The organism is Chitinophaga sedimenti, assembly GCF_023156195.1.
In the GTDB taxonomy this organism is placed as follows: Bacteria; Bacteroidota; Bacteroidia; order Chitinophagales; family Chitinophagaceae; genus Chitinophaga; species Chitinophaga sedimenti.
The window spans coordinates 5,151,875-5,176,619 of record NZ_JAKUKA010000001.1; the positions used below are offsets into that span (position 1 = coordinate 5,151,875).

Here is a 24,745-nt window from a genome sequence, read left to right on the forward strand (position 1 = left end):
TCTGTTTTTTGTTTTTGTGATGACTGGCCGATTTTTTGCAAAAATCCATCGAACTGTTCCGGTTACCGGACTTTTTCTTTAAAAAACTAATATTATTAATGATAGTAATAAATCAATGTTGTTAAGGCATTGTGATGAAATCGTTAACAAAAATGCAAAAATGTTGCAGTTTTTGATTTGTAAAATTTAAAAAGAATGGGCATCTTGGAAGTCCTTCCACTTTATCAACCAAAATTTATAACGCCCCTACGCCTGAAAACTTTGGAGAAGCATGCTTCTCCAAAGCAGGCGGACCAAATAAATCACTTCGTAAATACAAATTCAATCTCACCAAACCCGGGTTCAAGTATTTGTTGATCGTTTTTTTCGAGGCGCAGTCTTCCGTCGAGCAATACGTCCGTGATGGTGGCTTCGAAAAGCTCTCCGTTTTGCCGGTACAGGGCGGTTTCATTAAAGCGCAGCAGTTTGCTTTTGTATTCGCTAAGCAGGTCGTTGTAACGGGCAGGTTCCAGTTGGCGATAGCGGCGGTCGAAACAGCGGCAAAGGTCCTTTGCCAGTTCGATCGCGTCCCATTCGCGGCCGGTGATTTGCCGCAGTGATACGGCTTTGGTGAGGTGTTCGGGGAAATGACCGGTGTTAATGTTGAAGCCGATGCCTACAATGGCATATTGCCAGATGTTGCCGCGGAGTACATTTTCGATGAGCATGCCGGCTGCCTTTCTGTCACGCCAGTAAGTATCATTGCTCCACTTAATGCGGGTTTCGTCACCTGCATATTTCGAAAAGAAATCGCAGGCGCCCAGGGATATGGCCACGCTCAGCATAAACTGGTCGGTAAGCGGTATAGCGGGCTGCAACACGGTTGTGAGCAGGAGGTTTTCGCCGGGCGCACTATGCCATACCTTTCCGCGTTGTCCTTTTCCGGCGGTTTGCTCCATGGCAAACCAGGAGGTGCCTTCTGCCACGGGGCCTTCGTTCAGACGGGCCATGGCATAGTTATTGGTGCTGTCTACACTGGCTAAAACATGAAAATGATCTCCTATCACTGAGGTCGTTTGTTTTGTTAAAAAGACAAAGTAAGTGAATTTAACATTTCCGAAAGTGTGGCCGGGGGCTGATTGAATGTTTTACCCCATTACGCATACCACTATTTCAGCTATTGTTTTAGTAATTTTGGTAATTAAAGATTATTTTTAACGAAAACAAGGAATTTATTGGCACCCTTAACCATTCTGAATACGAGGAAAAAGGCGGGTAACCGCATCACAAGGAACAGTAAGATTTTTACAACCATCATAAAGGCCATCCAGAAAAAAAAGGCGAGAACATCGTGTCTCTCGATCTGCGCAAAATCCCTGAAGCAGTCGCCGATTTCTTTATCTTATGTGAGGCCAACTCCACTAACCAGATTAAAGCAATCGCAGACTTTGTTGAGGATGAAGTGCAGAAGCAAACGGACGAATCTCCTTACAAGCACGAGGGGTACACTGGACAGCAATGGATTATCGTGGATTATGTAAACGTTGTTGTGCACGTATTTCAGCCGGAAACGCGGAAATTCTACAATCTCGAAGAGATGTGGAGCGATGCGGAGCGGATGGAGCACCTGGGTTAATGGCTGCCGGTTGAACAAAATAGCCTTAATATCATTTATAATAATACTGATTGCATAAAAAAACGCGCTAAGGAGCGAAGCACATGGAAAAAGGAGGCAACAATTACTCAAAGGGATCAGAAAAATCTCCAAAAAAAAGGACCAAAGTTCAATATATACTGGGTATATGCCTTTATTGGTATTGCCTTTCTTGCAATGAACCTTATATATAACTCGCGCAGCGGCGTCGAACCGATCAGCTTTGAGCAGTTCGACCAGAAGTACCTGAAAGCGGGTGATGTAGATAAGCTCGTTGTCGTTAACAAGCGATATGTTGAGGTATATATCAAAAAGGATAAGCTGAAAGACCCCAAATTCGATAAGGTGAACAAAAACCGCTTCGGATCTGAAAACCCCGGTCCTCACTTTACCATCAGCATTGGTTCTATAGAAGATTTTAATAAAAAGATGGACCGCGCGCAGGAAGCCCTGCCGCCCGGTACCGCCCCTGTAGATATTTTTATGATGACAAAGCGAACTGGTTCGATCAGTTTGCCCCCTTGTTACTGCCGCTTATCCTCATCATTGGTTTGTGGATACTGCTGATGCGTAAAATGGGCGGTCCCGCAGGCGGAAGCGGCGGTCCGGGCGGCATCTTCAACATCGGTAAATCTAAAGCCACCCTGTTCGATAAAGGCACCCGTGTTAACATCACATTTAATGATGTTGCCGGCCTGGACGAAGCAAAAGTGGAGGTAATGGAAATCGTGGACTTCCTGAAAAATCCGAAAAAATACACCTCTCTGGGTGGTAAAATACCAAAAGGCGCGCTGCTGGTAGGTCCTCCGGGTACGGGTAAAACCCTGCTCGCCAAGGCCATGGCCGGTGAAGCGCAGGTGCCCTTCTTCTCTATGTCCGGTTCCGACTTCGTGGAGCTCTTCGTAGGTGTAGGCGCCAGCCGTGTACGTGACCTGTTCAAACAAGCCCGTGAAAAAGCACCCTGTATCATCTTTATTGATGAGATAGATGCGATTGGCCGCGCCCGTGGTAAAAACGTGATGATGAGCAATGACGAGCGCGAAAACACGCTGAACCAGCTGCTCGTGGAAATGGACGGTTTCGGTACCGACAGCGGGATCATCATCCTGGCTGCCACCAACCGCCCGGATGTACTGGATAGCGCCCTGCTGCGCCCCGGCCGTTTCGACCGCCAGATCTCCATCGACAAACCCGATCTGAACGGTCGCGAACACATCTTCGAAGTACACCTGAAACCGATTAAGAAATCGGCTAACCTCGATATTAAAAAACTGGCTTCCATGACCCCGGGTTTCGCCGGCGCCGACATCGCGAACGTTTGTAACGAAGCCGCGCTGATCGCTGCCCGTAAAGGCAAAACCGAAGTGGAAATGGATGACTTTAACGACGCGATTGACCGGGTAATCGGTGGCCTGGAGAAAAAGAACAAGATCATTTCCCCGGAAGAAAAGGAAATCATTGCCTACCACGAAGCCGGTCACGCTATTTGCGGCTGGTACCGGAGCATGCCAATCCGCTCGTGAAGGTGACCATCGTACCGCGTGGTGTTGCTGCGCTGGGTTATGCGCAATACCTTCCGAAAGAACAATACCTCTATAACACCGAACAACTGATGGACGATATCTGCATGACCCTTGGCGGCCGCGCGGTAGAAGAGATCGTATTCGGTAAAGTGAGTACCGGTGCACAGAACGACCTGCAGGTAATTACCCGTATGGCTTACGCCATGGTAACCGTGTACGGTATGAATGATAAAGTAGGTAACGTATCCTTCTACGATCCTAACAGCGACCAGGCCTTTACCAAACCTTATTCTGAGGAAACGGCGAAACTGATCGATGAAGAAGTGCGTAAACTGATCGACGAGGCCTACGTTCGCACCAAAGGCATGCTGACGGAAAAACTGGGCGATGTGAAGAAACTGGCGGAAGAGCTGCTGAAAAAAAAGAAGTACTCTACAAAGACGACCTGGAGCGCCTGATCGGCAAACGTCCTTACGATACACACAAAGAACATCAACTTGGAAAAGAAGGGCTGACCACCGATGGTGTACATCCTTCGGATATCATCAATCCTTCCCCGGTTAACGTAACTGAATAATGAAAGTATCCCCGGCCAAGGAAAATATATTGAAGAAAGTCCGGAATGCGCTGAGCCAGCCGGTTCAGCTGCCATTCCCGAACGCGGAGGGTAACAGTTCCGTATTTGTTACGGAACACGACGGCCTGGAGCTGAAATTTGCTGAAGAATTTAGTCGCCTGCAGGGTAAGTTTGTCTATTGTCCGTCAAGGGCAGAACTGGCAGATAACCTGCAGGCGCTTGTTGATCATAACGAGTGGAGCAATATTATTTGTGCTACTCCCTCGCTGCTGAACATGTTGGCGCCATATAACCCGCCGTTTCTGAACGCGGGCGAACTGGATGATATGGATGCGTCGATTACCGACTGCGAACTGCTGGTAGCCCGTACCGGCAGCATTATCCTTACTTCTGCACAGCCATCCGGACGGGTACTCCCCGTGTACACACCGGTGCACATCGTCATCGCTTTCACCCATCAATTAGTATTCGACATTCGCGACGGCATCCTTAAACTAAAGGAACGTTACGGCGAAAATCTGCCCTCGCAGATCACGCTGGCAACAGGCCCGAGCCGCACGGCGGATATTGAAAAAACGCTGGTAGTCGGTGTACACGGCCCAAAAGAAGTATACGTATTTCTGCTGGACGAGTAAACAATGGGTACTTCCGCTATCTTTGCACGCATGCAAATCGAACTTCCTTTAAACAAACGTGTTTATTTCGCATCTGATTTTCACCTCGGCGCACCTACGCCGGAGAAAAGCCGTGCGCGGGAAAAATACATCCTGCAATGGCTGGAAATGGTGGAGCAGGATGCTGCTCACATTTTTTAGTGGGAGATATTTTCGATTTCTGGTTCGAGTATAAAACCGTCATTCCTAAAGGATATACGCGCCTGTTGGGTAAACTCGCGCAGCTGACCGATAAAGGGATTGGCATTTCGGTATTTATCGGCAACCACGACATGTGGATGGACGGGTATTTTGAAGATGAACTGAACATTCCTGTATATTACGAGCCGCAGACGTATAATATTGGCGGAAAGAAATTCTACGTTGGTCACGGCGACGGCTTAGGCCCCGGCGACCATGGTTATAAATTCCTGAAAAAGGTTTTCCGTAATCCCGTTTGCCGCTGGATGTTTTCTGCCCTGCACCCCAGCTGGGGCATTTCTGTGGCTAATTATTTCAGCCGGAAGAGCCGTGCGAAAACGGGCATGGAGCTGGAAAAGTTCTTAGGGGAAGAGAATGAATGGCTGGCCATTTATTCAAAGGAGCAATTACAGAAAGAGCATTTCGATTACTTCATTTTCGGGCACCGGCATTTGCCGCTGGACCTGGAAGTGGGCGCAAACAGCCGCTATATTAACCTCGGCGACTGGATCAATTACTTCACTTATGCCGTGTTCGATGGCAATACTACCGAATTAAAATACTACAAGGAAGGAGCCCCGAGCTGACGGTTAATCCAGGATTTCGTGGAGGATTGGCGGCGAATTGAGTTCCGTAAAGTCCGGAAGATGCAGGCGGAAGAAATCGAGGTACGCATACAGCAGGAAGCGGCGGCGCTCTTTGTTCATGGCCACCTGGTCCAGATCCGTGGTGTTGGGGATACTTAGCAGCCTGTCGGTCAGTTCGCTGTTGGTGGGATCCAGGTGATAGTTATGGTGGGGGGAAGGTCGGTGTATATGCCTTCCTGTAAATCGAGGAACGGCGTGTATTCCGAAAAATGGCCGTTGATGCGGAAGCCCAGCTGCTCCGCGAGCTTAAGCGTAAAGTACAAGGGGATATTAGCCGCCACGGCGGTGCTGGAGAGATCGAGGGCCTGTAAGGTAGTGCTGGTAAAGTAAAACAATGCAGGTTGATGTTCCGGCTGCCGCAACGATTTCTGTAATAGTTCAATGATAAACAGCGCCACCGTATTTTTACGATGTTGGTGTGAAGCGCCGTATATATATAGGACATTTTGTACTCGGAAATCCGCTGGATGTTCTTTGTTTTCCGGTGATACACCACCAGGTCGAGGATGTTGCCCGGTTGCAGCAGGTTGCCCTTGCTGGCTTTGGGTTTGGACGACCGCGCCCCGTTTACGATGTAGGATTGCACGCCGAACAGCTCCGTGAATATGTTCACGATAACGCTGGTTTCGCCGTACTTCACGACGCGTAATACAATGCCGGGTGTTTTATGCAACATGGTGAAGCGGCAAAATTAGTGAATGAACACAATTTTTGTAACGAGCTTTTCTGCGCCTGTATCGTCGGATGAAAATACCAGGTATACGCCGCTCTGTGGCCGGTGTCCTGTATAATCCTGCCCGCTCCATACGGCCTGCCCGCCCTGGGCCCTGGTTTGGAACACCAGTCGTCCGCTGATATCCGTGATTTTTACGAGCGCATTGCTCACCAGTCCCCTAATCGCGATGGTGCCGCCGTAGCCCGGTGGTACCGGGTTCGGAAATACCAGTACTTCCTGTTTATTATGCGTGGTGCCGCCTTCGGTGGCCGTACCCCGGTAACTGAGCAGGCCTGCGCCGGTAGCAAAAAGACTTCGCCGGTACGTGGATGCACCACAATTTTCCGCACTTCGTTGGAAAGCAGCGGACTGTTCTCCATGTTAAAATGTTCAATGATTTTATCGCCAGCCGGACTAATCAGCCATACGCCGTTTTGTGTGCCTACCCATTTGCGGTCAGCGCCGTCTACGGCGATTGTATTTACCTGCTCGTTGCGGAATAAATAGCCCGCGAAGTTACCCTGTTGAAGAATGGGAATGTACGCCTCGCAGCCCTGCGCCGCCGTAGCCTGCTGTGCGCACTGCACCACCGCCACGCCCATCGCCGTACCGATCCAGATATAGCCACTTTTATCTTTAGCCACGCAGCGCACATCGTCGGTGGGCAGGTTGCCGCGGCCCGCGCCGCTTTGATAAATGAACCATTTGTCGTCCGCCGGGAGGTCTATGTTCGCGCCGTGGTTGTATACGATTAGGCCGTTCCCCCGGGGGCTACGATCCATTTTTGATTGTAATCATCGACGAGTACCTGTCCTACGGCATTGGAACCAAGAAAATAGGGGATGATAAAGTTTTGCCAGGAACCGTCTTTTTGCGCAGCGCCAGGTTGCGGTTGGCGCCGTAGCAGGCCAGCCAAAGGTTGCCGTCGTTATCTGCCACTGCGCCGCTTACGCGGTAAGCCGTGAGGTCGTTAAGGGCAGCATCTATGTAAGGTTGTTTAAAGATGGTTTTATCGGGCATGGATACCAGGCCACCGCCGAAAGAGCCGGCCCACAGCTTATTGTCCCGCGGGGTGTAAGCCAGCGTGACCAGGTCGGCGGGGAGGTCGTTGTAATTCGTCCATTCTTCATTTTCCAGTTTGAAGAGTTTCCCGGTCCTGCCGGTCGCCTGCCAGTTGGCCGTTACCGCGCCTGCACTGCCCCAGAGCGTGTTCCCGGCAACGAGCAGGTCGCCCAGGGTTATATCGTCGGGCGCATTGGGATAAATGGGCGTATAGTTATCGTCGTGAATCACGAGCCCGCGCGTACTGTCAGCGATGTATGTGATACTGCCGTTGCTGAGCGCCTGTAACGGCGTGCCCCCGGGCTGCAAAGTAGATTGCGCTATGCCGGCGGTGTTTGTAATCATTACCTGGTTGGCAGCGGTAATGGTGAACAGGTTGCCACTGACACTGATGTCATGGTACATGCCGCCCGGCCCCCATGGCTGCCAGGCAGTTTGCTGCCAGCGGTATAGCGCCCCGTTTCGCAGACCAATGACGGTATTGCCGACGGCGGCAATATCGCTCACCGGCATAGCTTCCATGGCCTGCCAGCTTTCGTAGTTCGCGAGGTTTGCGCCTTGCAGCGGTGCGCGTTTAAGCCCTTCGGCCGTGGCGGCGTACCACCAGGTATCATCGTGCGCCAGGGCGCTCACTTTGGTAAAATTGCCGCCGTTGCCGGGATACCAGGTCGCCGCAATTTGCTTCTTGCCAAGGTCTAAGACCATTACGCCAAAACCGGTGCATAGCAGGGCGTTGTCCTGGAAAAAGCTGATATGGTAGATAGATTTATCACCATTGACTTGTTTCCGCAGTAAATCGGGGATATTAATGATATTTTCGCGCTGCAAAATATCAATGTTACCGTTGCGGTAACCGACGACCAGGGCGGCGGAATTATCGTGGTAAGCAATTGTGGAAATGCCCGCATCGTGTAAGCCGCTCAATTTGCTGTACCGGGTGATTTCATGACTGGTACCGTTACCGAAAAAAGACCGTAATTCGCAGCGCAGTACACCGTGGCGGGCGAAACGGCGATGGCGGTCACCTGGTGGTAGGGCAGATGCTCACGCCAGTGGCCTACCGGTACGGTTTGTGCGACAGTGGTAAGATGCGCCGTAGTGAGGAGAAGCAGCAAAAGGGTGCGGTACATGTATCAAAAATATTCATTATTGTCTGAGTTTCGCATTTGTTTGACAACTTGGCGATAGTATATAATCATTTTCTTTAATTACCTTTACGGAATTACAAAACTGTAGAAACCTTATGTGGCAGCGCTTAGCAGGTCTCGTATTAAAATTCAGGTTAACATTATTGGCTTTGTTGATCATCAGTACCGGAATTATGGCCTGGTTCGCCGTAAAGGTGCAACTGTCGTACGACTTCACCGGTGCGGTTCCCAGGAGCAACGAGAAATACCAGCAATACCGGGAGTTTAAAAAGAAATTCGGGGAGGATGGTAATATGATGGTGGTGTCTGTAGAAACAGACAGCCTGTTCACCTTATCGTTTTTCAAGGATTACGTAAAACTGAACGACGATATCCGGAAAATACCTGCAGTAGAAAACGTGCTCAGTGTGCCCATTGCGGTGAACATGGTCAAAAACGACAGTACCCGCAAGCTGGACGCGCGTCAGATCTTTTCACCCATCCCGCAGGACCAGGCTACACTCGATAGCCTCAAAGATGTGTTCTTCTCACTGCCCTTCTATAAAGGATTGCTTTATAGCCCGAAAGTAAGCGCTTTCCTGATGGCGGTAAACATTAATAAAGACACGTTGAACTCCAAAGCCAGGATCAATGTGGTACAGGCGATACAACGGGTAGCCGGCGATTTCGGCGAGCGCCATAAAATAGATGTGAAGCTGAGCGGCCTCCCGCTGATCCGTACGATCATGGCCACCAAGGTAAAAGATGAACTGGTGATGTTCCTCGGCATTTCCCTGGTGCTTACCGCGGTGATCCTGCTGTTGTTCTTCCGCTCGATCAGCGCCGTGCTCATGTCGATGATCGTGGTAATTATGGGTGTAATATGGTCCGTGGCCACGATTTACCTTTGTGGATTTAAGATTACCCTGTTAACCGGCCTTATTCCGCCATTGATCGTGGTAATTGGTATCCCGAACTGTGTATACTTCCTCAATAAATACCATACAGAATACGCCATTCATGGCGATAAAATGAAGGCCCTCACCAGAATGGTGCAGAAGATGGGGATCGTGACACTGTTTACGAACCTGACCGCTGCCATTGGTTTCGGCGTCTTTTACTTTACAGACAGCGCCATCCTGAAAGAGTTTGGTATCGTGGCAGGTATTAATATCATGCTGATCTTCCTGATCTCCTTTATTTTCCTGCCTGCTGTATTAAGCTACCTGCCGCCGCCGAAGAGCAAGCATACCAGCTACCTGGACAGCCCCCTGTTTAACAAACTGCTGACGATGCTGAATACCCCGGCCTTCAGGCACCGTCCGGCCATCTATACGATCACCGCCGCCATGGTGATTGCGGCTATCCCGGGAATGATGCGTTTGAAGCCTGTCGGTTTTATCGTGGACGATATCCCGAAATCAGATAAGCTGTACAAAGACTTAAAATACATTGAGCAGAATTTTAAAGGCGTAATGCCGCTGGAAATCGTGCTGGATACGAAGCGTAAGAACGGTGTGGTAAACCTGAAAACCCTGGAGAGCATCGATAAATTCACTGCGGAAATTGCCGCTAAGCCACAGTTTGCCCGCCCGCTTAGTGTGTCGGAAGGTATCAAGTTTGCACGCCAGGCGTACTACAATGGCGACAGCACCAGTTACTCCGTTCCGAACCAGTTCGATATCGGTTTCCTGGCGCCATACATGCGCATGAAAGCAACGAGCGATAATCCGACCGCCTTCACCAAGCTGGTTACGTCCTTTATGGACAGTACCCGCCAGGTGGCGCGTATCAGTGTGAACATGGCGGACGTAGGCTCACAGGAGTTGCCGAGGTTGCTGGACAGTCTCCGTCCCCGCGCCGCACAGATTTTCGACACCGCACAGTATAAAGTGACCTTTACCGGTACCAGCGTGATCTTCCTGGAAGGTAGCCGCTACATTATCAACGGTTTGCTGGAAAGTATCGCCCGGCGTTTGTGCTCATCGTGTTTTGTATGCTGTACCTGTTCCGTTCTGGAGAATGCTGATCATCTCCATCGTGCCGAACATCATTCCGCTGATCGTTACCGCTGGCGTAATGGGCTGGATGGGCATCGCTATTAAGCCGTCGACCGTACTGGTATTCAGTATCGCCCTTGGGATAGCCATCGACGTAACCATCCGTTTCCTTGTCAATTTTAAGCAGGAATTGGAGCACCACGAATCCAATATTTCTGATACCGTAAGGCAGACCATTAACCACACCGGTTTGAGTATCATTTATACCTCTATGATCCTGTTTGCCGGTTTCATGATCTTTAGCTTCTCCGAATTTGGTGGCACCAAAGCCCCTGGGCTGGTTAACTTCACTGACCCTGGTAATGGCGATGGTGACAAACCTGACCATATTGCCGGCCATGTTGTTGTGGATGGAGAAGGCTTTGTTGAAGAAAGCGCGTAAAAAAGAATTATGGAAAACCCCTGGATGAGGAGTAACTAGCTGTCCAGGTTAATAATACTAGCAGGCTTATGGCGTACAATGCCATGCCTGCTTTATTTTTCGTATATATCTATTCCGGGTCTTGATAAATATAGATGTTAAAAACCGATGAAAATCCAATTCCCTGTTGAGTTTCTCCCTTTTACTAAAGTTTTAGTAGTAAAGTAATCTAGTGGCAATCATTCATCATATATTTATCGCCGCTTGTATAAACCCCTGTGGACACAACTGAAAAATTTGGAGGTTTATAATGCCATTCTCAACCTCTTAGTCCCATGAAAAATAAGTACTTAAAGGGCGCTCACTTGTCCGAGCGGAAATTTAAGGAGATTCTGAAGCTATTTTCAGAAGATCTCACTGCTACGCAGATAGCTAGTATCAGCGGTGTTAGCAGGGTAACGGTTAATAGCTACCTGAAGAAGATCAGGATGCAGATCGTTAAATTTTGTGAAACTGTAATGCCGGAACCGGCCGGCTATCCGAAAGTTCAGCACAGGAGCGGTCACGATACCATCGTGGCGGTGAAGAGTGAGGTGGACCGGATAGTAAAGCCTGTGATATTCGGTATTTACAAAGCTGACGATAAGGTATATACGGAAATATTACCTGAAGTCAGCCGTTCTATGATCCAGGCCATTGCCCGGGGGCGGTCTGTACTGGAAACAGTAGTTACAGTAGATCGCATCCGCAGATTCCACGGGGTGGTGGACCTTGGACAGTACCGCTTATATAACCTGAGCGGGAATAGCCACGGTGAAAACGGAAAACAGCTGGACGACGTTGACGGCTTCTGGGGCCTTACCAAGCACAGGCTGGCCAAGTTCAAAGGACTCAACCGTAACACAGCTTATCTCCATCTGAAAGAATGCGAATTCCGTTACAACTACCGTAACGAGGACCTTTTCCAGGTTTTATTGACATTATTAAAGAATTATCCGCTCAACTTATCTTGACCCGGACTGAATTGGCATGTGAAATTGCTATCCAGGACATCGGTCAGGGGCATTGGTTGACGCCATGCAGAAGCGGGCGGGTGTGACTTTAACAATGGCGCGTTTGCGCCCGTCCGGATTTTGCGGGGCAGCCAGGCTGCTTTGAACGAAGAATTATGTGAAGTTAAAGAGCCCCGGGCCTACGCCAGGTGGTACCTTGACAGAACTGTATAAATTATTAACAGGTTGGTGGAAGCTGACCTCATATTTTTTCGATTTAGATTTTGGTTGATGACAAGCGGGCGATTTTTATTGCCTGCTTTTTTTTTTATTGAACCTTCTCCCCAAATATTTGTTAAATATAATAACATGATTAATCCGCGATATACTGCAAAATGGGCGCAGCAAGTCCCCCATCGAGCTTTGTATCGACTTAAAGAGAATAGTGACCAAAATCTTCCTCAAAATGGATATAAATAGCTTTCGACAGACCGGAAACGAGTATCTTGATAAGAATAGGCTGAAAATGCCCTTTTCTTAGTCTCCTGGTCATCAGTTACCCAAGGCTCTACTAATAGCTCATTATAAGCGATTTAGTCATTTTGACAGATATTTTTTTCAAGTATGTTAAAGAAACGTTAAAACTGGTAAGTAATTTGTAGACTTAATGGCTGTTGAATGATCCTGTATCATAACTTAGCTGTTAAATTTTCGTTAAACGTTAAACCAAACTTTGCTTATGAGGAAAAGTCTATTGGCGCTTTTCCTGTCCCTGGTGTGCATTGTCGCCAGTGGTCAGGTATTCGCGCAGAACCGTACCGTTACAGGGACGGTAACAGCAGCAGAAGATGGTTCTCCCATCCCCGGGGCGACCATTATCGCTAAAGGAACTAACATAGGAACGGTAACAAATGTGAGCGGTGTTTTTACGCTTAACGTTCCTCAGGGTACTACGGCCCTGCTGGTGAAATTCGTGGGCATGAAAGACCGTGAAGTGGCACTTTCCGGCGCAGGTCCTTACAATGTTGCACTCGCAGCAGACATTACAACACTGAATGAAACGGTGGTTACAGCAAACGCAATCCGCAGGGAAAAGAGCTCCCTGGGCTATCGTCGTCCCCTACCGTAAAAAATGAAGAACTTACAAAAGGCCGCAGCAACAGTGCGTTGAACGGCCTCGTGGGTAAAGTGGCAGGTGTGAATATTACTACCACGGCCTCTGCTCCGGGTAGTTCTTCGCGTGTGGTACTGCGCGGTGGTTCCTCTATCACCGGTAGCAACCAGGCGCTGATCGTAGTCGATGGTGTGCCGATCGATAACTCCAGCATCATAGGTGGCGCCGACAGCCGCTCCAGTATCGACTTCGGTAACCGCGGCAACGATATCAACCCGGAAGATATCGAGTCAATGACCGTTCTGAAAGGTCCGGCCGCTGCGGCATTGTACGGTTCCCGTGCATCCAACGGCGCTTTGATCATCACTACTAAATCAGGTAAAAAAGGCGCTAACCAGAAAAACGAAGTGACCTTTAACACCACCACAACCTTCTCCAACATCCTTAAGTTCCCTGAGTTCCAGACGCAGTTTGGCCAGGGCGGCGACGGTGAACCCGATCCCCGTGAAAACTGGAGCTGGGGTCCCGCTTTCGATGGTTCTATGAAACCATGGGGACAGTCGATCAACGGCGTACAACTCGAAAAGCCTTACGTTAACCAGCCAGACAACGTGAAGAAGTTTTTCGAACTCGGCACAGCGCTCACGAATAACCTGTCGCTCTCCGGCGCAGGAGAGAAAACCACTTACTACCTGTCGCTGAACACGCTGAACTCCGACGGAGTGATGCCAGGTAACTACGACAAGTATGCTAAGTACGGTGTTCGTTTCAACGCTGCTACACAGCTCTCGCACAATATCACCTCGTCCATTAACGTGAACTACAACAAGATCCAGTCGAGCATGATCCAGGGTGGTCAGGGACCGGGTTCTGTGTACGATAACGTGATCCAGACACCAAGGGATATTCCATTGCACAAAATGGGCGACCTGAACAATCCTTACTACAGCTTCGGCGGTGTGCTGTTCGATGCTGATGGTAACGATCAATATGGTTACTACGGTGCATATACCAACAGCCCTTACTGGGTGTTGAGAAACTACAAGAACCAGAACGAGGTGGATCGTATTACCGGTAACTTCTCTATCAGCTATCAGCCGGTTAAATGGTTGACATTGTCAGAGCGTTTAGGTATTGATAACTATGCGGACAGGCGTCGTTACAAATATCCGAAGTTCAACTTTGCGCCGGCAGATGATGCAGGTAATTATGATCCCGACCAGGTGCATACCGAAGTGGGTAAATATGAAGAAGGCAGCTATAACCTGAGCGAAATTACCCATGACTTCATGATCACCGCTCAGCACCAGTTCAGCCCGGACTTCAACGCCAGCCTGATGTTGGGTAACAACATCCGCCAGCGTAACTTCTCATCTGTGAGCGCCGCTACGAACGAGGCGAATGGTCTGGTAGTGCCAGGCTGGTATAACCTCGGATAACAGTAACGGTCCAGTATTGGCCTCCAACGAAATCATCAACCGCAGGCTGGTGGGTTTCTATGGTGAGTTGAACCTGGCGTATAAAAACATGTTGTACCTGGGTGTAACTGCCCGCCAGGACTTATCATCTACGCTGCCTCAGAGCCAATACGCGTTTTTCTATCCGAGTGTGAACGCATCATTTGTGTTCTCCGAACTGCTGAAGAACTCAGGTACGGCTAACTTCCTGAACTATGGTAAACTGCGCGCCAGCTGGGCTTCTGTGGGTAACGATGCGGATCCTTATCTGCTCGCTACTTATTTTGTTAAAACAGATATCATCGGTGGCTTTGGTAGCACGACCTTCCCCTTTAACGGCATTCCAGGTTATTCACTGAGCGATCGTATCGGTAACTCCGATATCAAACCGGAAAAAACACAGGCCTTTGAAGTTGGTACAGAACTGGGTTTCCTGAACAACCGCATCTCCTTAGACTTCTCTTACTACCAGAACAGGTCTAAAGACCAGATCATCGCCGTGCCGATCGCTGCATCTTCCGGTTACGCCAGCAAAGTGATCAACGCCGGTGAAGTGGAAAACAAAGGTGTGGAACTGACGCTGCGTGGTACACCGATAAAAACTGCGGACTGGACCTGGGAAGTGTATGGTACTTACACCCATAACCGCAATAAAGTGATCTCACTGATCGACGGTGTGGACCAGCTGGTAATCGGTGGTTTTGGTGGTATGAGTATCGTTGCTGCTGTAGGCAAGCCCTATGGTACTTTCTATACGACAGATTTGCGTAAAGACGCAGAGGGCCGCGTAGTGATTAACCCGGACAACGGTTTGCCTTATTTGTCTGAGCAGGCGCAATACCTTGGCTCGTACAATCCTAAATGGCAGGGCTCACTGGGTACCAACGTTACTTACAAATCTTTCTCCTTTAACGTACTGTTCGATACTAAACAGGGTGGTAAATTCTATTCCCGTACGAAAGACATCATGGACTTCGTAGGTACTGCGAAAGAAACAGCGGTAGGGAACCGTGAAGAGCAGATTTTCCCGAATTCAGTGTACCCGGATAATGATGGCAAATCAGTGGTGAATACGGAGTACCTGTACTATCCGCAAACTTATTTCTCCAGCCAGATTCCTGCAGGCCAGCACGTGCTGGATGCTTCTTACATCAAGCTGAGAGAGGTAAGCCTTACTTATCGCATTCCTAAACAAGTATTGAACAGGACTTTCCTGGGTGATGCTTCCGTTGGCGTATTTGGTAATAACCTTTGGTTAAAAACGGCCAGCAACAATAAGTATGCGGATCCTGAAATTAACTCTGGCGGCGCAACAAATGAGCAAGGCCTTGATTTTACCGCGCAACCTTCGCTGCGCAACTTTGGCTTTAACCTGCGCGTAACATTCTAATGTGAAACGTGCATTACCATCTGGAGTTAACTAAAAAGAAAAGAAAATGAAAGTATTACTAAATATGAGAAACATTCTTCTGGGACTGGCGATTACAGCGGTGGCTTTACCGGGCTGTAAGAAGTACCGGATGTAAATGATAATCCGAACGATCTGAAAAATGCGGATGTGGCGTTGGTGTTGCCTGCAGTGCAGGCGGCCATCGGGCATGCGCTGGGTAACAACTTCCAGGTTTATGGCGGTATCTGGGCACAGTACTGGACGCAATATTGGTTGTCGTCCCAGTATAAAACCATTGACCAGTATCAACCGGTAGCGAGCAACTTTGACCGCGCCTGGGGTATTTTGTATAATGGTGCGTTGGCGGATGCTGACTACATTACCAGCCAGCCTGCCGTGGCAAAATTCAACCAGTATCGCGGGATTGCTTTTATCATGAAAGCATATGCCTTCCAGATGCTGACCGATGCTTTCGGTGATATTCCGTTGAAGGAAGCATTGAAAGGCGGTGAGGCTAACCTGAGCCCTGCATATGATGCCCAGTCTGAAGTATACGATTCGATCTTCGCTTATATCGACAGGGGTGTGGCGTTGATGGATGAAGATTCTGAATTTAAACCTGGTTCCGTGGACCTGCTGTTCGGCGGCGATCCCGATACGCAGGCTACCAACTGGATCAAATTCGGCAATACCCTGAAACTGCGCGCTTACCTCCGTATTTCCGGTGTGGCCGAAGCGAAGGCGCGTGCCGGCATTGCTGCTTTGTATGCTTCCGGCGCTGAGTTCCGGATGAAGATGCGCAAATTGAGTATACTTCTACCGGTGGTAACCAGAATCCGCTGTTCGCAGAAATTCTCGGTTTGGGCAGAACACAAAACCTGTACGCAAGTGCTACTGCGGTAGATACTTTGCAGAAGGGCAGAGATCCGCGCGTGAAAGTATTCTATCGTAACGTAACGAATACTGATACCATTGTGGGTATTCCGCAGGGTAGCTTTGAAAGCACCCCTTCTTCCACGATTACCGGCGGTTTGCGTTCATCCGCTTCCTACCGTGTAGGTGCAAGAGGTGGTGATGATAACTCAGCACTCGCTCCGGTGAAATTCATTTCTGCTGCAGAAAGTTATTTCCTGCAGGCGGAGGCGATCGTGAGAACTTACGCTACCGGTGCTGCACAAACATTGTTTACCGAAGGTATCAATGCCAGCTTTGATGCTTACTCGGTAGCAGGTGCCGACGACTATATTGCCACTTCTCCGTCGGCTGCATGGCCTGCTACTGCGAATGCGCAACTTCAGGCTATCCTGTTCCAGAAGTGGGTAGCGATGAACGGCAACCAGGGTTTTGAAGCCTGGACAGAATGGAGACGTACCGGTTATCCGAACATATTTAAACAATCTCAGGCATCTGTACTGGGCGCCGGTGTATTCCCTGCGCGCTTCCTGTACCCCGGTACTGAGCTGACCCGCAACCGTAACTTCCCCGGCCAGAAACTGGTAGAAGACAAGGTTTGGTGGGACGTAAACTAAGCATTTCTCATTTTATTGTTATTAAGAGGCTGCCTTTGCGGGCAGCCTCTTTTTATTAATGGTTGGTGATGTTTTTGAGGGAAGCCGGCAAAGAGTTGCCAGCCGTTTTTTCGTTTAGTAAACCCTATGTTTAGAACAGTAAAAAAACATAGGATCCCATGTTTGCTATGTAGTGTTGTTATGAGCATTTGTGTCGTTTGCCTGCCGCCACGCAGTTGCGCTTTCGCTGCGCCGCCAGTTATACCTGAAGCCCAACGCTATACACGTTCGTATAGCGCGTGCTTCATGGTAACAACAAACAAGATCGTTAGCCGTACACGGTTCTTTTAACCCTTAACGCTGCAGGCTTTTCCGCAACAATTGCTGCCTCATTCATTACAGCGTCGTCCGCGGATTGGCCCGCAGGTTAAAGGTTCACATCAAGTGCTTATCGGGTGCACAAGTGCCCCGCCGACAAGCGTTTATACTCTCCACCACAAGTATTTCTTCTCAAAATCTCTTACGGGCTTTGCCTTTCATGGGCTTCTGCAATCGTTATTCATGTAAATACCATTGAAAAATGAATAGGCTTCCGAAGGCCGGCACAGATAGCCACTCCTGCCACCCAGGAGCATACTTAAGCATGCAAATGACTACTGTACCGGCGTTCGGAACATACAAGTAACTTACCCCTCCCGGAGAGGGAAAGAATTTTTTGAGGGTAACATGCTATCCAGTCGGGATTACCGGGCAACAAAGTGATGTAACTATGTCTTTGGGTAGGGCATGCTCCTGCCGGTTTGTCAAACCGGACATCTCTGACTTAATGCTATTGGAAAATTTGTAATCGTTATTTTTTATCCCTGATCAGTAACAATAATTCCTGCTGCTGTTCGGCGATCAAGGCCAGTTGTTTAGTATGTTCGGCCATACTGTACGCCAGGCGTGTGTTGGTTTCCGCATCCCATTCAAAAGATTGATCATGGCCTTTTTGTCCCGGATGCTTTGCTCAACAACCGCCATTATGCACGAGGCATAAAATTCATCCTCATCTTCCGTTCTCCCATCTTCCGGCTCCATCGAGGAGATGCGGTACGGCTTCCTGAGGTCGTAATTGATGATCTCTGAAAACTCGATCTCCAGTACCTGCGCGATCTGCAACAACCGCTCTACCGTCAGGTCTTTAACAGTACCCCGCTCTATATTCCCATAAGAACTAACACCCATCTTCAGGCGATTCGCCATGTAGTCCTGTGTATAGTCTTTGAGTTCTCTTAACTTCTTGATCTTCGCACCAAGCCGCATAATAATGATGACCTTGATCGTCATTTGGTTGGATTTAAAAGTAGAGCAATAATTAATCGCCGAAAAAAATAAAGTGGCGATTCTGAGAAATTGTTAGAATGGCTGTAAGAGGGTTGCAGAAATTCTGACATTTTAGGGGTAATGATGCACTTTTGCTTCCTCAAAAAGATGGATATTGGAACAGAAATGCAAATGCAGCGGATCAAATCCGCGCATAAAAAGGGGTAATGAAGTGAAGGCTAAACGTTTTTCTGAAGAAATCTTTTTCTCACAAATTTGAATACAAGGATACCTGCAAACGCGCCGGCAGCATCGGCCGCTACGTCCCACATATCAAAGCTCCTGCCTACTACCGGTACTTCTGCATGTATTCTATCGCCAATCCGTAAGCCGAGGCCAGTAATGCGATCAGGATAAGCATCCCATTGCTGATATGGCCTTTCTGGCGATAATAGCCTATGCTCAGCCACAATACAATGCCGCCGAATAAGCCAAAGTGTACAATCTTATCTACGTGTAATTGATCAAACAGCGAAGCCTGGGGGATATCTTCGCCCGGGAGGGCACATAGAAAGAGAATGAGGGCAATCCAAACAACTGCGGGTAAATAAAATCGGATAGTCCTCATTCTCTCTGTGTATTTCGTTAATTAATGTGTCTTATTGTTATTCGCCAACCAGCTCTTTATAAGCATCTGCGCTCAGCAGGCCTTCTACGTCTGCAGGGTTGTTAACGGTTACTTTCACCATCCAGCCTTCGCCGTAAGGGTCGCTGTTTACGAGTTCAGGGGAACCATCCAGCGCAGGGTTTATCTCACTAACCGTGCCAGCTACCGGCAGGAAAGGTCTGAAACAGTTTTTACTGCTTCTACAGTGCCGAAAACTTCTTCCGCAGCCAGTGATTTACCAACTGTAGAGATGTCCACAAACACGATATCGCCCAACTCACGTTGCGCAAATTCAGTAATACCAATTGTAGCCGTATTACCTTCAAGCAGGACCCACTCGTGATCTTTGGTGTAACGGAGATTTGACGGAAAATTCATGGTTTTTTGATTTTGAGCCGTAAAATTAAAGATTACCTATAGAAAAATAAAACTTCTATCGACAGTTAACTTAAATATGAAAAAGCATCATATCTCCTTTTAGAAGATGAGCATCTTTTTCACCACTTTGACCTTGAAAGGAACATCCGTTAGCGGACGATTGTTTTTATCTGTTTTAACTGCCGCTATTTTGTCAATCACCTCTATGCCTTTTATCACCTCCCCAAACACGGTATAACTCTGGTCCAGGTGCGGCGTGCCGCCTGTTTTTTTGTACACAGCCCGCTGGTCTACCGGTATTTTCCGGCCACCCAGGCGATTCTTTTCCACTTTATCCAGCTCTTCGTCCGTGAACTTTTTGCCTTGTACGATATAAAACTGGCAACCGTCAGAGGCTTTCGCCGGGTTATCGTCCCGTGCCGCGGCCAACACTCCTTTCTTGTGAAAGAGGTCCAGCTGGAACTCCGGCGCGATGGTATATCCCACGCTGCCATTGCCCAATTCCGCACCCGGTTTGGCCTTGCGCGAATCCGGATCGCCCCCTGGATCATAAAATTGTTGATCACCCGGTGAAATAACAGGCTGTCGTAAAAGTGGCTCCTCGTTAGTTTAAGGAAGTTGTCGCGGTGCTTCGGTGTTTGATCGTACAGTTTAATGATCATCGTGCCGTAAGGCGTGATCACTTTCACTTTGCGGTTCTTTTCGGCCATGGCAGGTTGTATGGCCAAACAGAAACAAAGCAGGAGGACAAGGTTACGCATGGAATAGGTCGGTTTGGTTGTTAAATTTCGAAATATGTGAGTACATGTTCTTTGATGAAGTGCTCCTGTTCTAACAGCTCCATCTTGGGCACCGCCTGTTTTTCCGTAAAATGCGGCCAGCCGTCCTTATCAACTCCCGCAAATTCAAAATAGCCGCTTTGCGACAACAGGGTGCACATCGCAATATGCATTAAATCCTGCTTTTGCTCTTTGGTAAATTTTTTCTTGGTATAGTTCCCGAGTTCCCGGATACCTATAAGGAACAATATCGCCTCCATATTGGGCGTTTTTCCGAAGCGTTCTTTCAGCATTGTTTCCAGCTGATTCCATCTATATTCAAAGTCTTCCTGCATAATATTTTTCTTTTTAGGTGGATGGGAAACCGGCGTTTGCACATCCTACGTTCGTCTTTTGCCGACCGCTTTCCCGCTACTGACGGCAAATGTACGGTTTAAGTAGCGCCGGCCATAAATGGGGCTTTGAAAAAATGTTGCGTAATATCAATCCCCTTTATTAAATTGAAATTTTTTATAAACCATATCCTGCCTTGAGGGAAAGCCGTTCATATATCATTTAACAGCATTTTAACGGGCTAACCCCGCCATGGCAGGCGGTTTTGAAAAGAGAATGTTTATTTTAGCAACCTCGAAATGTAAAAATAATGGAAAATACATCGTACGATATTCGCCAGTTAAACGAAAAGATCCACCAGGCCAGCTCTTTTGTCGATTTGCTGCAAATGGAGCTGGGGAAGGCCATTGTTGGACAAAAATACATGGTTGAAAGGCTGCTGATCGGTCTCCTTGCACAGGGGCACGTGCTCCTCGAAGGTGTACCCGGTCTGGCTAAAACGTTATCCATCAAATCGCTCTCGCAGGCAATCAACGCCAAATTCAGCCGTATCCAGTTTACACCGGACCTGCTGCCGGCCGACGTGGTGGGTACGATGATCTATAACCAGCAGAAAAATGAATTCGTGGTACGCCGCGGTCCCATCTTCGCCAACTTTATCCTGGCGGATGAGATCAACCGCGCCCCCGCCAAAGTGCAAAGCGCCCTGCTCGAAGCGATGCAGGAACGCCAGATCACCATCGGCGACACTACTTTTAAGCTGGAAGAACCTTTCCTGGTATTGGCTACTCAAAACCCGATCGAACAGGAAGGTACGTATACACTGCCCGAAGCGCAGGTCGACCGCTTCATGCTGAAAGTGGTAATCGGCTACCCTACCAAAGAGGAAGAGCGTATGATCATCCGCCAGAACCTTAACCCGGAAGGCATGACCAGGATTTCGCCGATCATTGATCCGGCCGATATCATGAACGCCCGGAAGCTGGTGCGCGAAGTGTATATGGACGAAAAAATTGAACGTTATATCCCGGATGTGGTATTTGCCACCCGTAATCCGGAAGAATATAAATTGCAGAAACTGAAGCCGCTGATCGCCTACGGTGGTTCGCCCCGTGCGAGCATCAACCTGGCGCTCGCCTCCAAAGCATATGCATTTATGAAGCGTCGTGGTTATGTAATTCCCGAAGACGTACGCAGCGTATGTTTCGACGTAATGCGTCACCGTGTAGGTTTAACATACGAGGCGGAAGCGGAAAACGTAACCAGCGAAAACATCCTCAGCGAAATCCTGAACGCAGTAGAAGTACCATAAAGCGCAACGCCATGGACACCGCAGAAATTTTAAAGAAGGTACGGCAGATAGAGATCAAGACTAAAGGACTGACGAACCACATTTTCGCCGGGGAGTACCACAGCGCCTTTAAAGGTCGTGGTATGTCGTTCAGCGAAGTGCGCGATTATACCGTGGGCGACGATGTGCGCGCCATTGACTGGAACGTGACGGCGCGCTTCAACCACCCGTTTGTAAAGGTGTTTGAAGAGGAACGCGAGTTAACGGTGATGTTGATGGTAGACGTGAGCGAAAGCGGTATGTTCGGTACGGCAAAGCAGACCAAACGCGATCTTGTAACGGAATTGTGCGCGGTACTGGCTTTCTCTGCCATCAAAAATAATGATAAGGTAGGCGTGATTTTTTTTAGTGATGGGATGGAAAAATACATTCCACCGAAAAAGGTAAATCGCACATCCTGTTTATTATCCGCGAACTGCTGTCGTTCCAGCCGAAACGTAAAGGCACCAACATCGCGGAAACGCTTCGCTTCTTCAATAATATGAATAAGAAGCGCACCATCGCCTTTTGATGAGCGACTTCTTTTCCGGCAACTACCAGGACGCGCTGAATATTGCGGCGAAACGCCACGATATTATAGGCATACAGGTATTTGATCCGCGCGATAAAGAGTTGCCGAATGTGGGCCTGGTCCAGATGCGCGACGGAGAAACCGGCGCCATGCAGTGGGTAGATTCGGGCGACAAAAGGGTGCGCGAGTACTATACCAACCAGTTCGCGCAACATTCTCAATATTGTAAAACAGCTTTCGTAAAGAGTGGCGCAGAGCTCGTAACCATTCGTACCAACGAAGATTACGTGAAGGCGCTGCAAACGTTTTTCCTGAACAGGGCATAGCTTAGTAGCAATTATGCAAAAACACATCAGAGCGATAAAACAAGTCTTTTTATATTGATGATGGGCGTGTTGGCTTCCCCGCTAACACTGTCTGCACAAGACTACATGTCTATCAAAGCCGTGCCGGATACCATGGCGATCCGTATTGGCGAGCAGTTTAAAGTGATGCTGGATGCGCGGGTGCAAACATATGCCATCCCCGGCGTTCACTTTAAAATAGTGTTCCCCAGCCTGCCCGATTCCTTCAATCATTTTGAACTGATCGGACAATCGGAGATCGACACTACCGGTAGTAATAATGTAGAAAAGGTTTTTCGTCAAACCGTTACACTGACCAGTTTCGATAGCGGCCGCTGGGAAGTACCGCCGATGAAGTTCGAAGTGTTTTCGGCAACGGATGGTTCTTACGATTCTGTGTTTACCAAACCATTCGCCATTGATGTAAACACGGTGGCGGTAGACACCAGCAAGGCTTTTAAACCGATCAAGCCGCTGCGTACCGTAAAATGGCTGTGGACGGATTACATCCTGTACTTCGCTGCCGGCCTTACGTTATTAGCTGTTATTATTATATTGATATGGTTTGCCCGACAGAAGAAAGTGCCGAAATACGTGGCGCCTCCGCCGGCAGAAACGCCCTATGATGCAGCTATGCGCCAGTTGCGGCAGCTGCAGAACGAAAAGGCGTGGAACAACGGCGATATCAAAACTTACTACACACAACTGACGGATATATTAAGGGTATATATCGAAAAGCAATTCCGCATCCCGGCGCTTGAGCAAACCACGGCGGAACTCTTGCAGAATATTAAACCCATTACGATCCTGAACCAGCAACGCGACAAGCTGAGCGGCATCCTTACGCTGGCCGACCTGGCAAAGTTCGCCAAGTTGCAACCGGCGCCGCAGGAGCATGAGCAATGTTTGCAAACGGCTATCGAAATTGTGGAATGGAGCAAGCCGAGAGCGGTGGCCGAGGAAGCAAAGCAGGAGGGAACCGAAAATCCGAAAGCATAAGATAAAGCATTAGAAAAGATGAACCTGGATACCTGGAAAAGTATAGAATTTGCCCAACCCGGATTTTTCTGGCTGATGTTGCTCATCCCGGTCATGATCTGGTGGGAAATTTCAAGGCGCAAAAAACAGCAGGGCGCTATGAACGTGTCGTCGCTGCAGGGTTTAAAAGGCCTGCCCGTTTCCTGGAAAGTGCGGCTCCGCCCGGTGCTGCTCGCATTACGCCTCCTCGCGCTCGCCGCGCTGGTAACAGCCCTGGCGCGTCCGCAAACGTCTAATACTTCTGAAAATATTAATAGTGAAGGCATCGATATCGTACTGAGCATCGATATTTCGGGCAGTATGCTGGCCGAAGACCTGCAGCCCAACCGTATGGAAGCGGCTAAAAGGTGGCGCAGGACTTTATCGACAGTCGCATCAGTGACCGTATTGGCCTGGTGATTTTTTCGGGAGAGAGCTTTACGCAGTGCCCCATCACCACAGATCATGCGGTGTTAAAATCGCAGCTTTCTCAAATACGCAGCGGTATGCTGGCCGATGGTACGGCCATTGGTATGGGCCTGGCCACTGCGGTAGACCGCCTTCGCAGCAGCAAGGCTAAAAGTAAGATCATCATCTTACTCACCGATGGTGTAAACAACATCGGGGCTGTGGATCCGCTCACCGCGCTGGAAATTGCGAAAGCATTTAAAGTACGCGTGTACACCATCGGAGTAGGTACGTACGGCAAAGCACCGTCGCCCGCCACGCTGCCCGATGGCACAGTGGTAATGCAAATGCAGGATGTGCAGATCGACGAGCCGCTGATGAAACAAATGGCAAAAGAAACCGGCGGTCAATACTTCCGCGCTACCGATAATAAATCGCTGGCCAACATCTACCAGGAGATAGACAAACTGGAGCGTACCAAGGTCGAAATCACTTCCTATAAACGTTTCGCGGAACACTTCTTCCCACTTGCCATGTTGGCACTGGCCTGCATATTGCTCGAAACAGTACTGCGCTACACGGTTTTCCGTCGCCTGCCATAATAAAATCCGCTACCTTTACGGCATTTTAAT

Annotated in this window: 28 protein-coding genes and 4 pseudogenes; 20 read left to right on the plus strand and 12 right to left on the minus strand. The window is 48.8% G+C overall.

What is annotated here, in order from left to right; translation table 11 throughout:
- Positions 1-302: 302 nt before the first annotated feature.
- Positions 303-1,046 carry a biotin--[acetyl-CoA-carboxylase] ligase gene (locus MKQ70_RS29565; protein WP_248077801.1) on the minus strand — a complete coding sequence of 248 codons (744 nt, stop codon included), beginning with the start codon at positions 1,044-1,046 and terminating at the stop codon, positions 303-305.
- A gap of 284 nt (positions 1,047-1,330) precedes the next feature.
- Between MKQ70_RS29565 and rsfS the strand changes: the two genes are divergently transcribed.
- From rsfS to MKQ70_RS29600, 7 genes are all read left to right on the plus strand, one after another.
- A complete protein-coding gene (gene rsfS, locus MKQ70_RS29570; RefSeq protein WP_248077813.1) occupies positions 1,331-1,615 on the plus strand; it encodes a ribosome silencing factor in 285 nt (94 codons plus the stop codon).
- Between the two features lie 195 nt (positions 1,616-1,810).
- Positions 1,811-2,200 (plus strand): hypothetical protein, encoded by a 390-nt coding sequence (locus MKQ70_RS29575; protein WP_248077821.1) that lies wholly within the window; start codon positions 1,811-1,813, stop codon positions 2,198-2,200.
- Positions 2,155-3,156 carry an ATP-dependent metallopeptidase FtsH/Yme1/Tma family protein gene (locus tag MKQ70_RS29580; protein WP_248077823.1) on the plus strand — a complete coding sequence of 334 codons (1,002 nt, stop codon included), beginning with the start codon at positions 2,155-2,157 and terminating at the stop codon, positions 3,154-3,156. Before MKQ70_RS29575 ends, MKQ70_RS29580 begins: the two co-directional genes overlap by 46 nt.
- On the plus strand, positions 3,120-3,614 hold the full coding sequence (locus MKQ70_RS29585) for an ATP-dependent metallopeptidase FtsH/Yme1/Tma family protein (protein WP_248077825.1): 495 nt from the start codon (positions 3,120-3,122) through the stop codon (positions 3,612-3,614). The genes MKQ70_RS29580 and MKQ70_RS29585 overlap by 37 nt, the downstream gene beginning before the upstream one ends.
- Positions 3,615-3,732: 118 nt before the next feature.
- Positions 3,733-4,368, plus strand: a complete 636-nt coding sequence (locus MKQ70_RS29590; RefSeq protein WP_248077828.1) for a LutC/YkgG family protein — start codon at positions 3,733-3,735, stop codon at positions 4,366-4,368.
- 30 nt (positions 4,369-4,398) lie between these two features.
- On the plus strand, positions 4,399-4,548 hold the full coding sequence (locus tag MKQ70_RS29595) for a hypothetical protein (RefSeq protein WP_248077830.1): 150 nt from the start codon (positions 4,399-4,401) through the stop codon (positions 4,546-4,548).
- Positions 4,548-5,174, plus strand: coding sequence for a UDP-2,3-diacylglucosamine diphosphatase (locus MKQ70_RS29600; protein WP_248077832.1), 627 nt, complete (start codon positions 4,548-4,550; stop codon positions 5,172-5,174). The genes MKQ70_RS29595 and MKQ70_RS29600 overlap by 1 nt, the downstream gene beginning before the upstream one ends.
- Before the next feature lie 170 nt (positions 5,175-5,344).
- Here the strand turns inward: MKQ70_RS29600 and MKQ70_RS29605 are convergent, their stop codons facing one another.
- From MKQ70_RS29605 to MKQ70_RS29630, 6 genes and pseudogenes are all read right to left on the minus strand, one after another.
- Positions 5,345-5,632, minus strand: coding sequence for a DNA repair protein RecO C-terminal domain-containing protein (locus tag MKQ70_RS29605; RefSeq protein WP_248077834.1), 288 nt, complete (start codon positions 5,630-5,632; stop codon positions 5,345-5,347).
- 101 nt (positions 5,633-5,733) lie between these two features.
- Positions 5,734-5,910 (minus strand): annotated as a pseudogene (recO, locus tag MKQ70_RS29610) (DNA repair protein RecO); the annotation flags it as partial.
- Between the two features lie 15 nt (positions 5,911-5,925).
- Positions 5,926-6,120, minus strand: a complete 195-nt coding sequence (locus tag MKQ70_RS29615; protein ID WP_248077836.1) for a hypothetical protein — start codon at positions 6,118-6,120, stop codon at positions 5,926-5,928.
- Entirely contained in the window at positions 6,117-6,731 is a 615-nt protein-coding gene (locus MKQ70_RS29620) for a two-component regulator propeller domain-containing protein (RefSeq protein WP_248077837.1), read from the minus strand. The genes MKQ70_RS29615 and MKQ70_RS29620 overlap by 4 nt, the downstream gene beginning before the upstream one ends.
- A gap of 31 nt (positions 6,732-6,762) precedes the next feature.
- The gene (locus MKQ70_RS29625) at positions 6,763-7,935 is read right to left on the minus strand and encodes a PorZ beta-propeller-like domain-containing protein (RefSeq protein WP_248077839.1); all 1,173 of its coding nucleotides are present in this window, start codon (positions 7,933-7,935) and stop codon (positions 6,763-6,765) included.
- Positions 7,932-8,141 carry a hypothetical protein gene (locus MKQ70_RS29630; RefSeq protein ID WP_248077841.1) on the minus strand — a complete coding sequence of 70 codons (210 nt, stop codon included), beginning with the start codon at positions 8,139-8,141 and terminating at the stop codon, positions 7,932-7,934. Before MKQ70_RS29630 ends, MKQ70_RS29625 begins: the two co-directional genes overlap by 4 nt.
- 113 nt (positions 8,142-8,254) lie before the next feature.
- On the opposite strand from MKQ70_RS29630, the gene MKQ70_RS29635 reads away from it, so the two are divergent.
- The 8 genes from MKQ70_RS29635 (at position 8,255) to MKQ70_RS43920 (ending at position 17,041) form a co-directional block, all read left to right on the plus strand.
- Positions 8,255-10,243, plus strand: coding sequence for an efflux RND transporter permease subunit (locus MKQ70_RS29635; protein WP_248077843.1), 1,989 nt, complete (start codon positions 8,255-8,257; stop codon positions 10,241-10,243).
- Complete coding sequence (locus MKQ70_RS29640; protein WP_248077845.1) at positions 10,179-10,580, plus strand: hypothetical protein; 402 nt, start codon at positions 10,179-10,181, stop codon at positions 10,578-10,580. Before MKQ70_RS29635 ends, MKQ70_RS29640 begins: the two co-directional genes overlap by 65 nt.
- A gap of 314 nt (positions 10,581-10,894) precedes the next feature.
- Complete coding sequence (locus MKQ70_RS29645) at positions 10,895-11,572, plus strand: IS1595 family transposase (RefSeq protein WP_248077847.1); 678 nt, start codon at positions 10,895-10,897, stop codon at positions 11,570-11,572.
- A gap of 718 nt (positions 11,573-12,290) precedes the next feature.
- Positions 12,291-12,680, plus strand: a complete 390-nt coding sequence (locus MKQ70_RS29650) for a carboxypeptidase-like regulatory domain-containing protein (protein WP_248077849.1) — start codon at positions 12,291-12,293, stop codon at positions 12,678-12,680.
- Positions 12,681-12,718: 38 nt separating this feature from the next.
- Complete coding sequence (locus MKQ70_RS29655) at positions 12,719-14,104, plus strand: TonB-dependent receptor plug domain-containing protein (RefSeq protein WP_248077851.1); 1,386 nt, start codon at positions 12,719-12,721, stop codon at positions 14,102-14,104.
- A gap of 16 nt (positions 14,105-14,120) precedes the next feature.
- Positions 14,121-15,512, plus strand: coding sequence for a TonB-dependent receptor domain-containing protein (locus tag MKQ70_RS29660; RefSeq protein ID WP_248077853.1), 1,392 nt, complete (start codon positions 14,121-14,123; stop codon positions 15,510-15,512).
- Positions 15,513-15,680: 168 nt separating this feature from the next.
- Complete coding sequence (locus tag MKQ70_RS43915) at positions 15,681-16,415, plus strand: SusD/RagB family nutrient-binding outer membrane lipoprotein (protein ID WP_308199250.1); 735 nt, start codon at positions 15,681-15,683, stop codon at positions 16,413-16,415.
- Positions 16,352-17,041 carry a SusD/RagB family nutrient-binding outer membrane lipoprotein gene (locus MKQ70_RS43920; protein WP_282457718.1) on the plus strand — a complete coding sequence of 230 codons (690 nt, stop codon included), beginning with the start codon at positions 16,352-16,354 and terminating at the stop codon, positions 17,039-17,041. The genes MKQ70_RS43915 and MKQ70_RS43920 overlap by 64 nt, the downstream gene beginning before the upstream one ends.
- 879 nt (positions 17,042-17,920) lie before the next feature.
- Here the strand turns inward: MKQ70_RS43920 and MKQ70_RS29670 are convergent.
- The 5 genes and pseudogenes from MKQ70_RS29670 to MKQ70_RS29690 form a co-directional block, all read right to left on the minus strand.
- A complete protein-coding gene (locus tag MKQ70_RS29670) occupies positions 17,921-18,349 on the minus strand; it encodes a helix-turn-helix domain-containing protein (RefSeq protein ID WP_248077855.1) in 429 nt (142 codons plus the stop codon).
- Between the two features lie 325 nt (positions 18,350-18,674).
- Complete coding sequence (locus tag MKQ70_RS29675; RefSeq protein WP_248077857.1) at positions 18,675-18,953, minus strand: VanZ family protein; 279 nt, start codon at positions 18,951-18,953, stop codon at positions 18,675-18,677.
- A 37-nt stretch (positions 18,954-18,990) separates the two neighbouring features.
- Positions 18,991-19,370 (minus strand): annotated as a pseudogene (gcvH, locus tag MKQ70_RS42900) (glycine cleavage system protein GcvH).
- Between the two features lie 99 nt (positions 19,371-19,469).
- Positions 19,470-20,131, minus strand: a pseudogene (locus MKQ70_RS42905) (peptidylprolyl isomerase).
- A 20-nt stretch (positions 20,132-20,151) separates the two neighbouring features.
- Positions 20,152-20,484 (minus strand): hypothetical protein, encoded by a 333-nt coding sequence (locus MKQ70_RS29690; RefSeq protein WP_248077861.1) that lies wholly within the window; start codon positions 20,482-20,484, stop codon positions 20,152-20,154.
- 308 nt (positions 20,485-20,792) lie between these two features.
- Between MKQ70_RS29690 and MKQ70_RS29695 the strand changes: the two genes are divergently transcribed.
- The 5 genes and pseudogenes from MKQ70_RS29695 (at position 20,793) to MKQ70_RS29720 (ending at position 24,715) form a co-directional block, all read left to right on the plus strand.
- Entirely contained in the window at positions 20,793-21,794 is a 1,002-nt protein-coding gene (locus tag MKQ70_RS29695) for an AAA family ATPase (protein ID WP_248077863.1), read from the plus strand.
- 122 nt (positions 21,795-21,916) lie between these two features.
- Positions 21,917-22,670, plus strand: a pseudogene (locus tag MKQ70_RS43460) (DUF58 domain-containing protein).
- A gap of 57 nt (positions 22,671-22,727) precedes the next feature.
- A complete protein-coding gene (locus MKQ70_RS29710; RefSeq protein WP_248077875.1) occupies positions 22,728-23,687 on the plus strand; it encodes a hypothetical protein in 960 nt (319 codons plus the stop codon).
- A gap of 18 nt (positions 23,688-23,705) precedes the next feature.
- Positions 23,706-24,125 (plus strand): BatA domain-containing protein, encoded by a 420-nt coding sequence (locus tag MKQ70_RS29715; protein WP_248077877.1) that lies wholly within the window; start codon positions 23,706-23,708, stop codon positions 24,123-24,125.
- Entirely contained in the window at positions 24,074-24,715 is a 642-nt protein-coding gene (locus MKQ70_RS29720; RefSeq protein ID WP_248077879.1) for a VWA domain-containing protein, read from the plus strand. The genes MKQ70_RS29715 and MKQ70_RS29720 overlap by 52 nt, the downstream gene beginning before the upstream one ends.
- Positions 24,716-24,745: the final 30 nt, after the last annotated feature.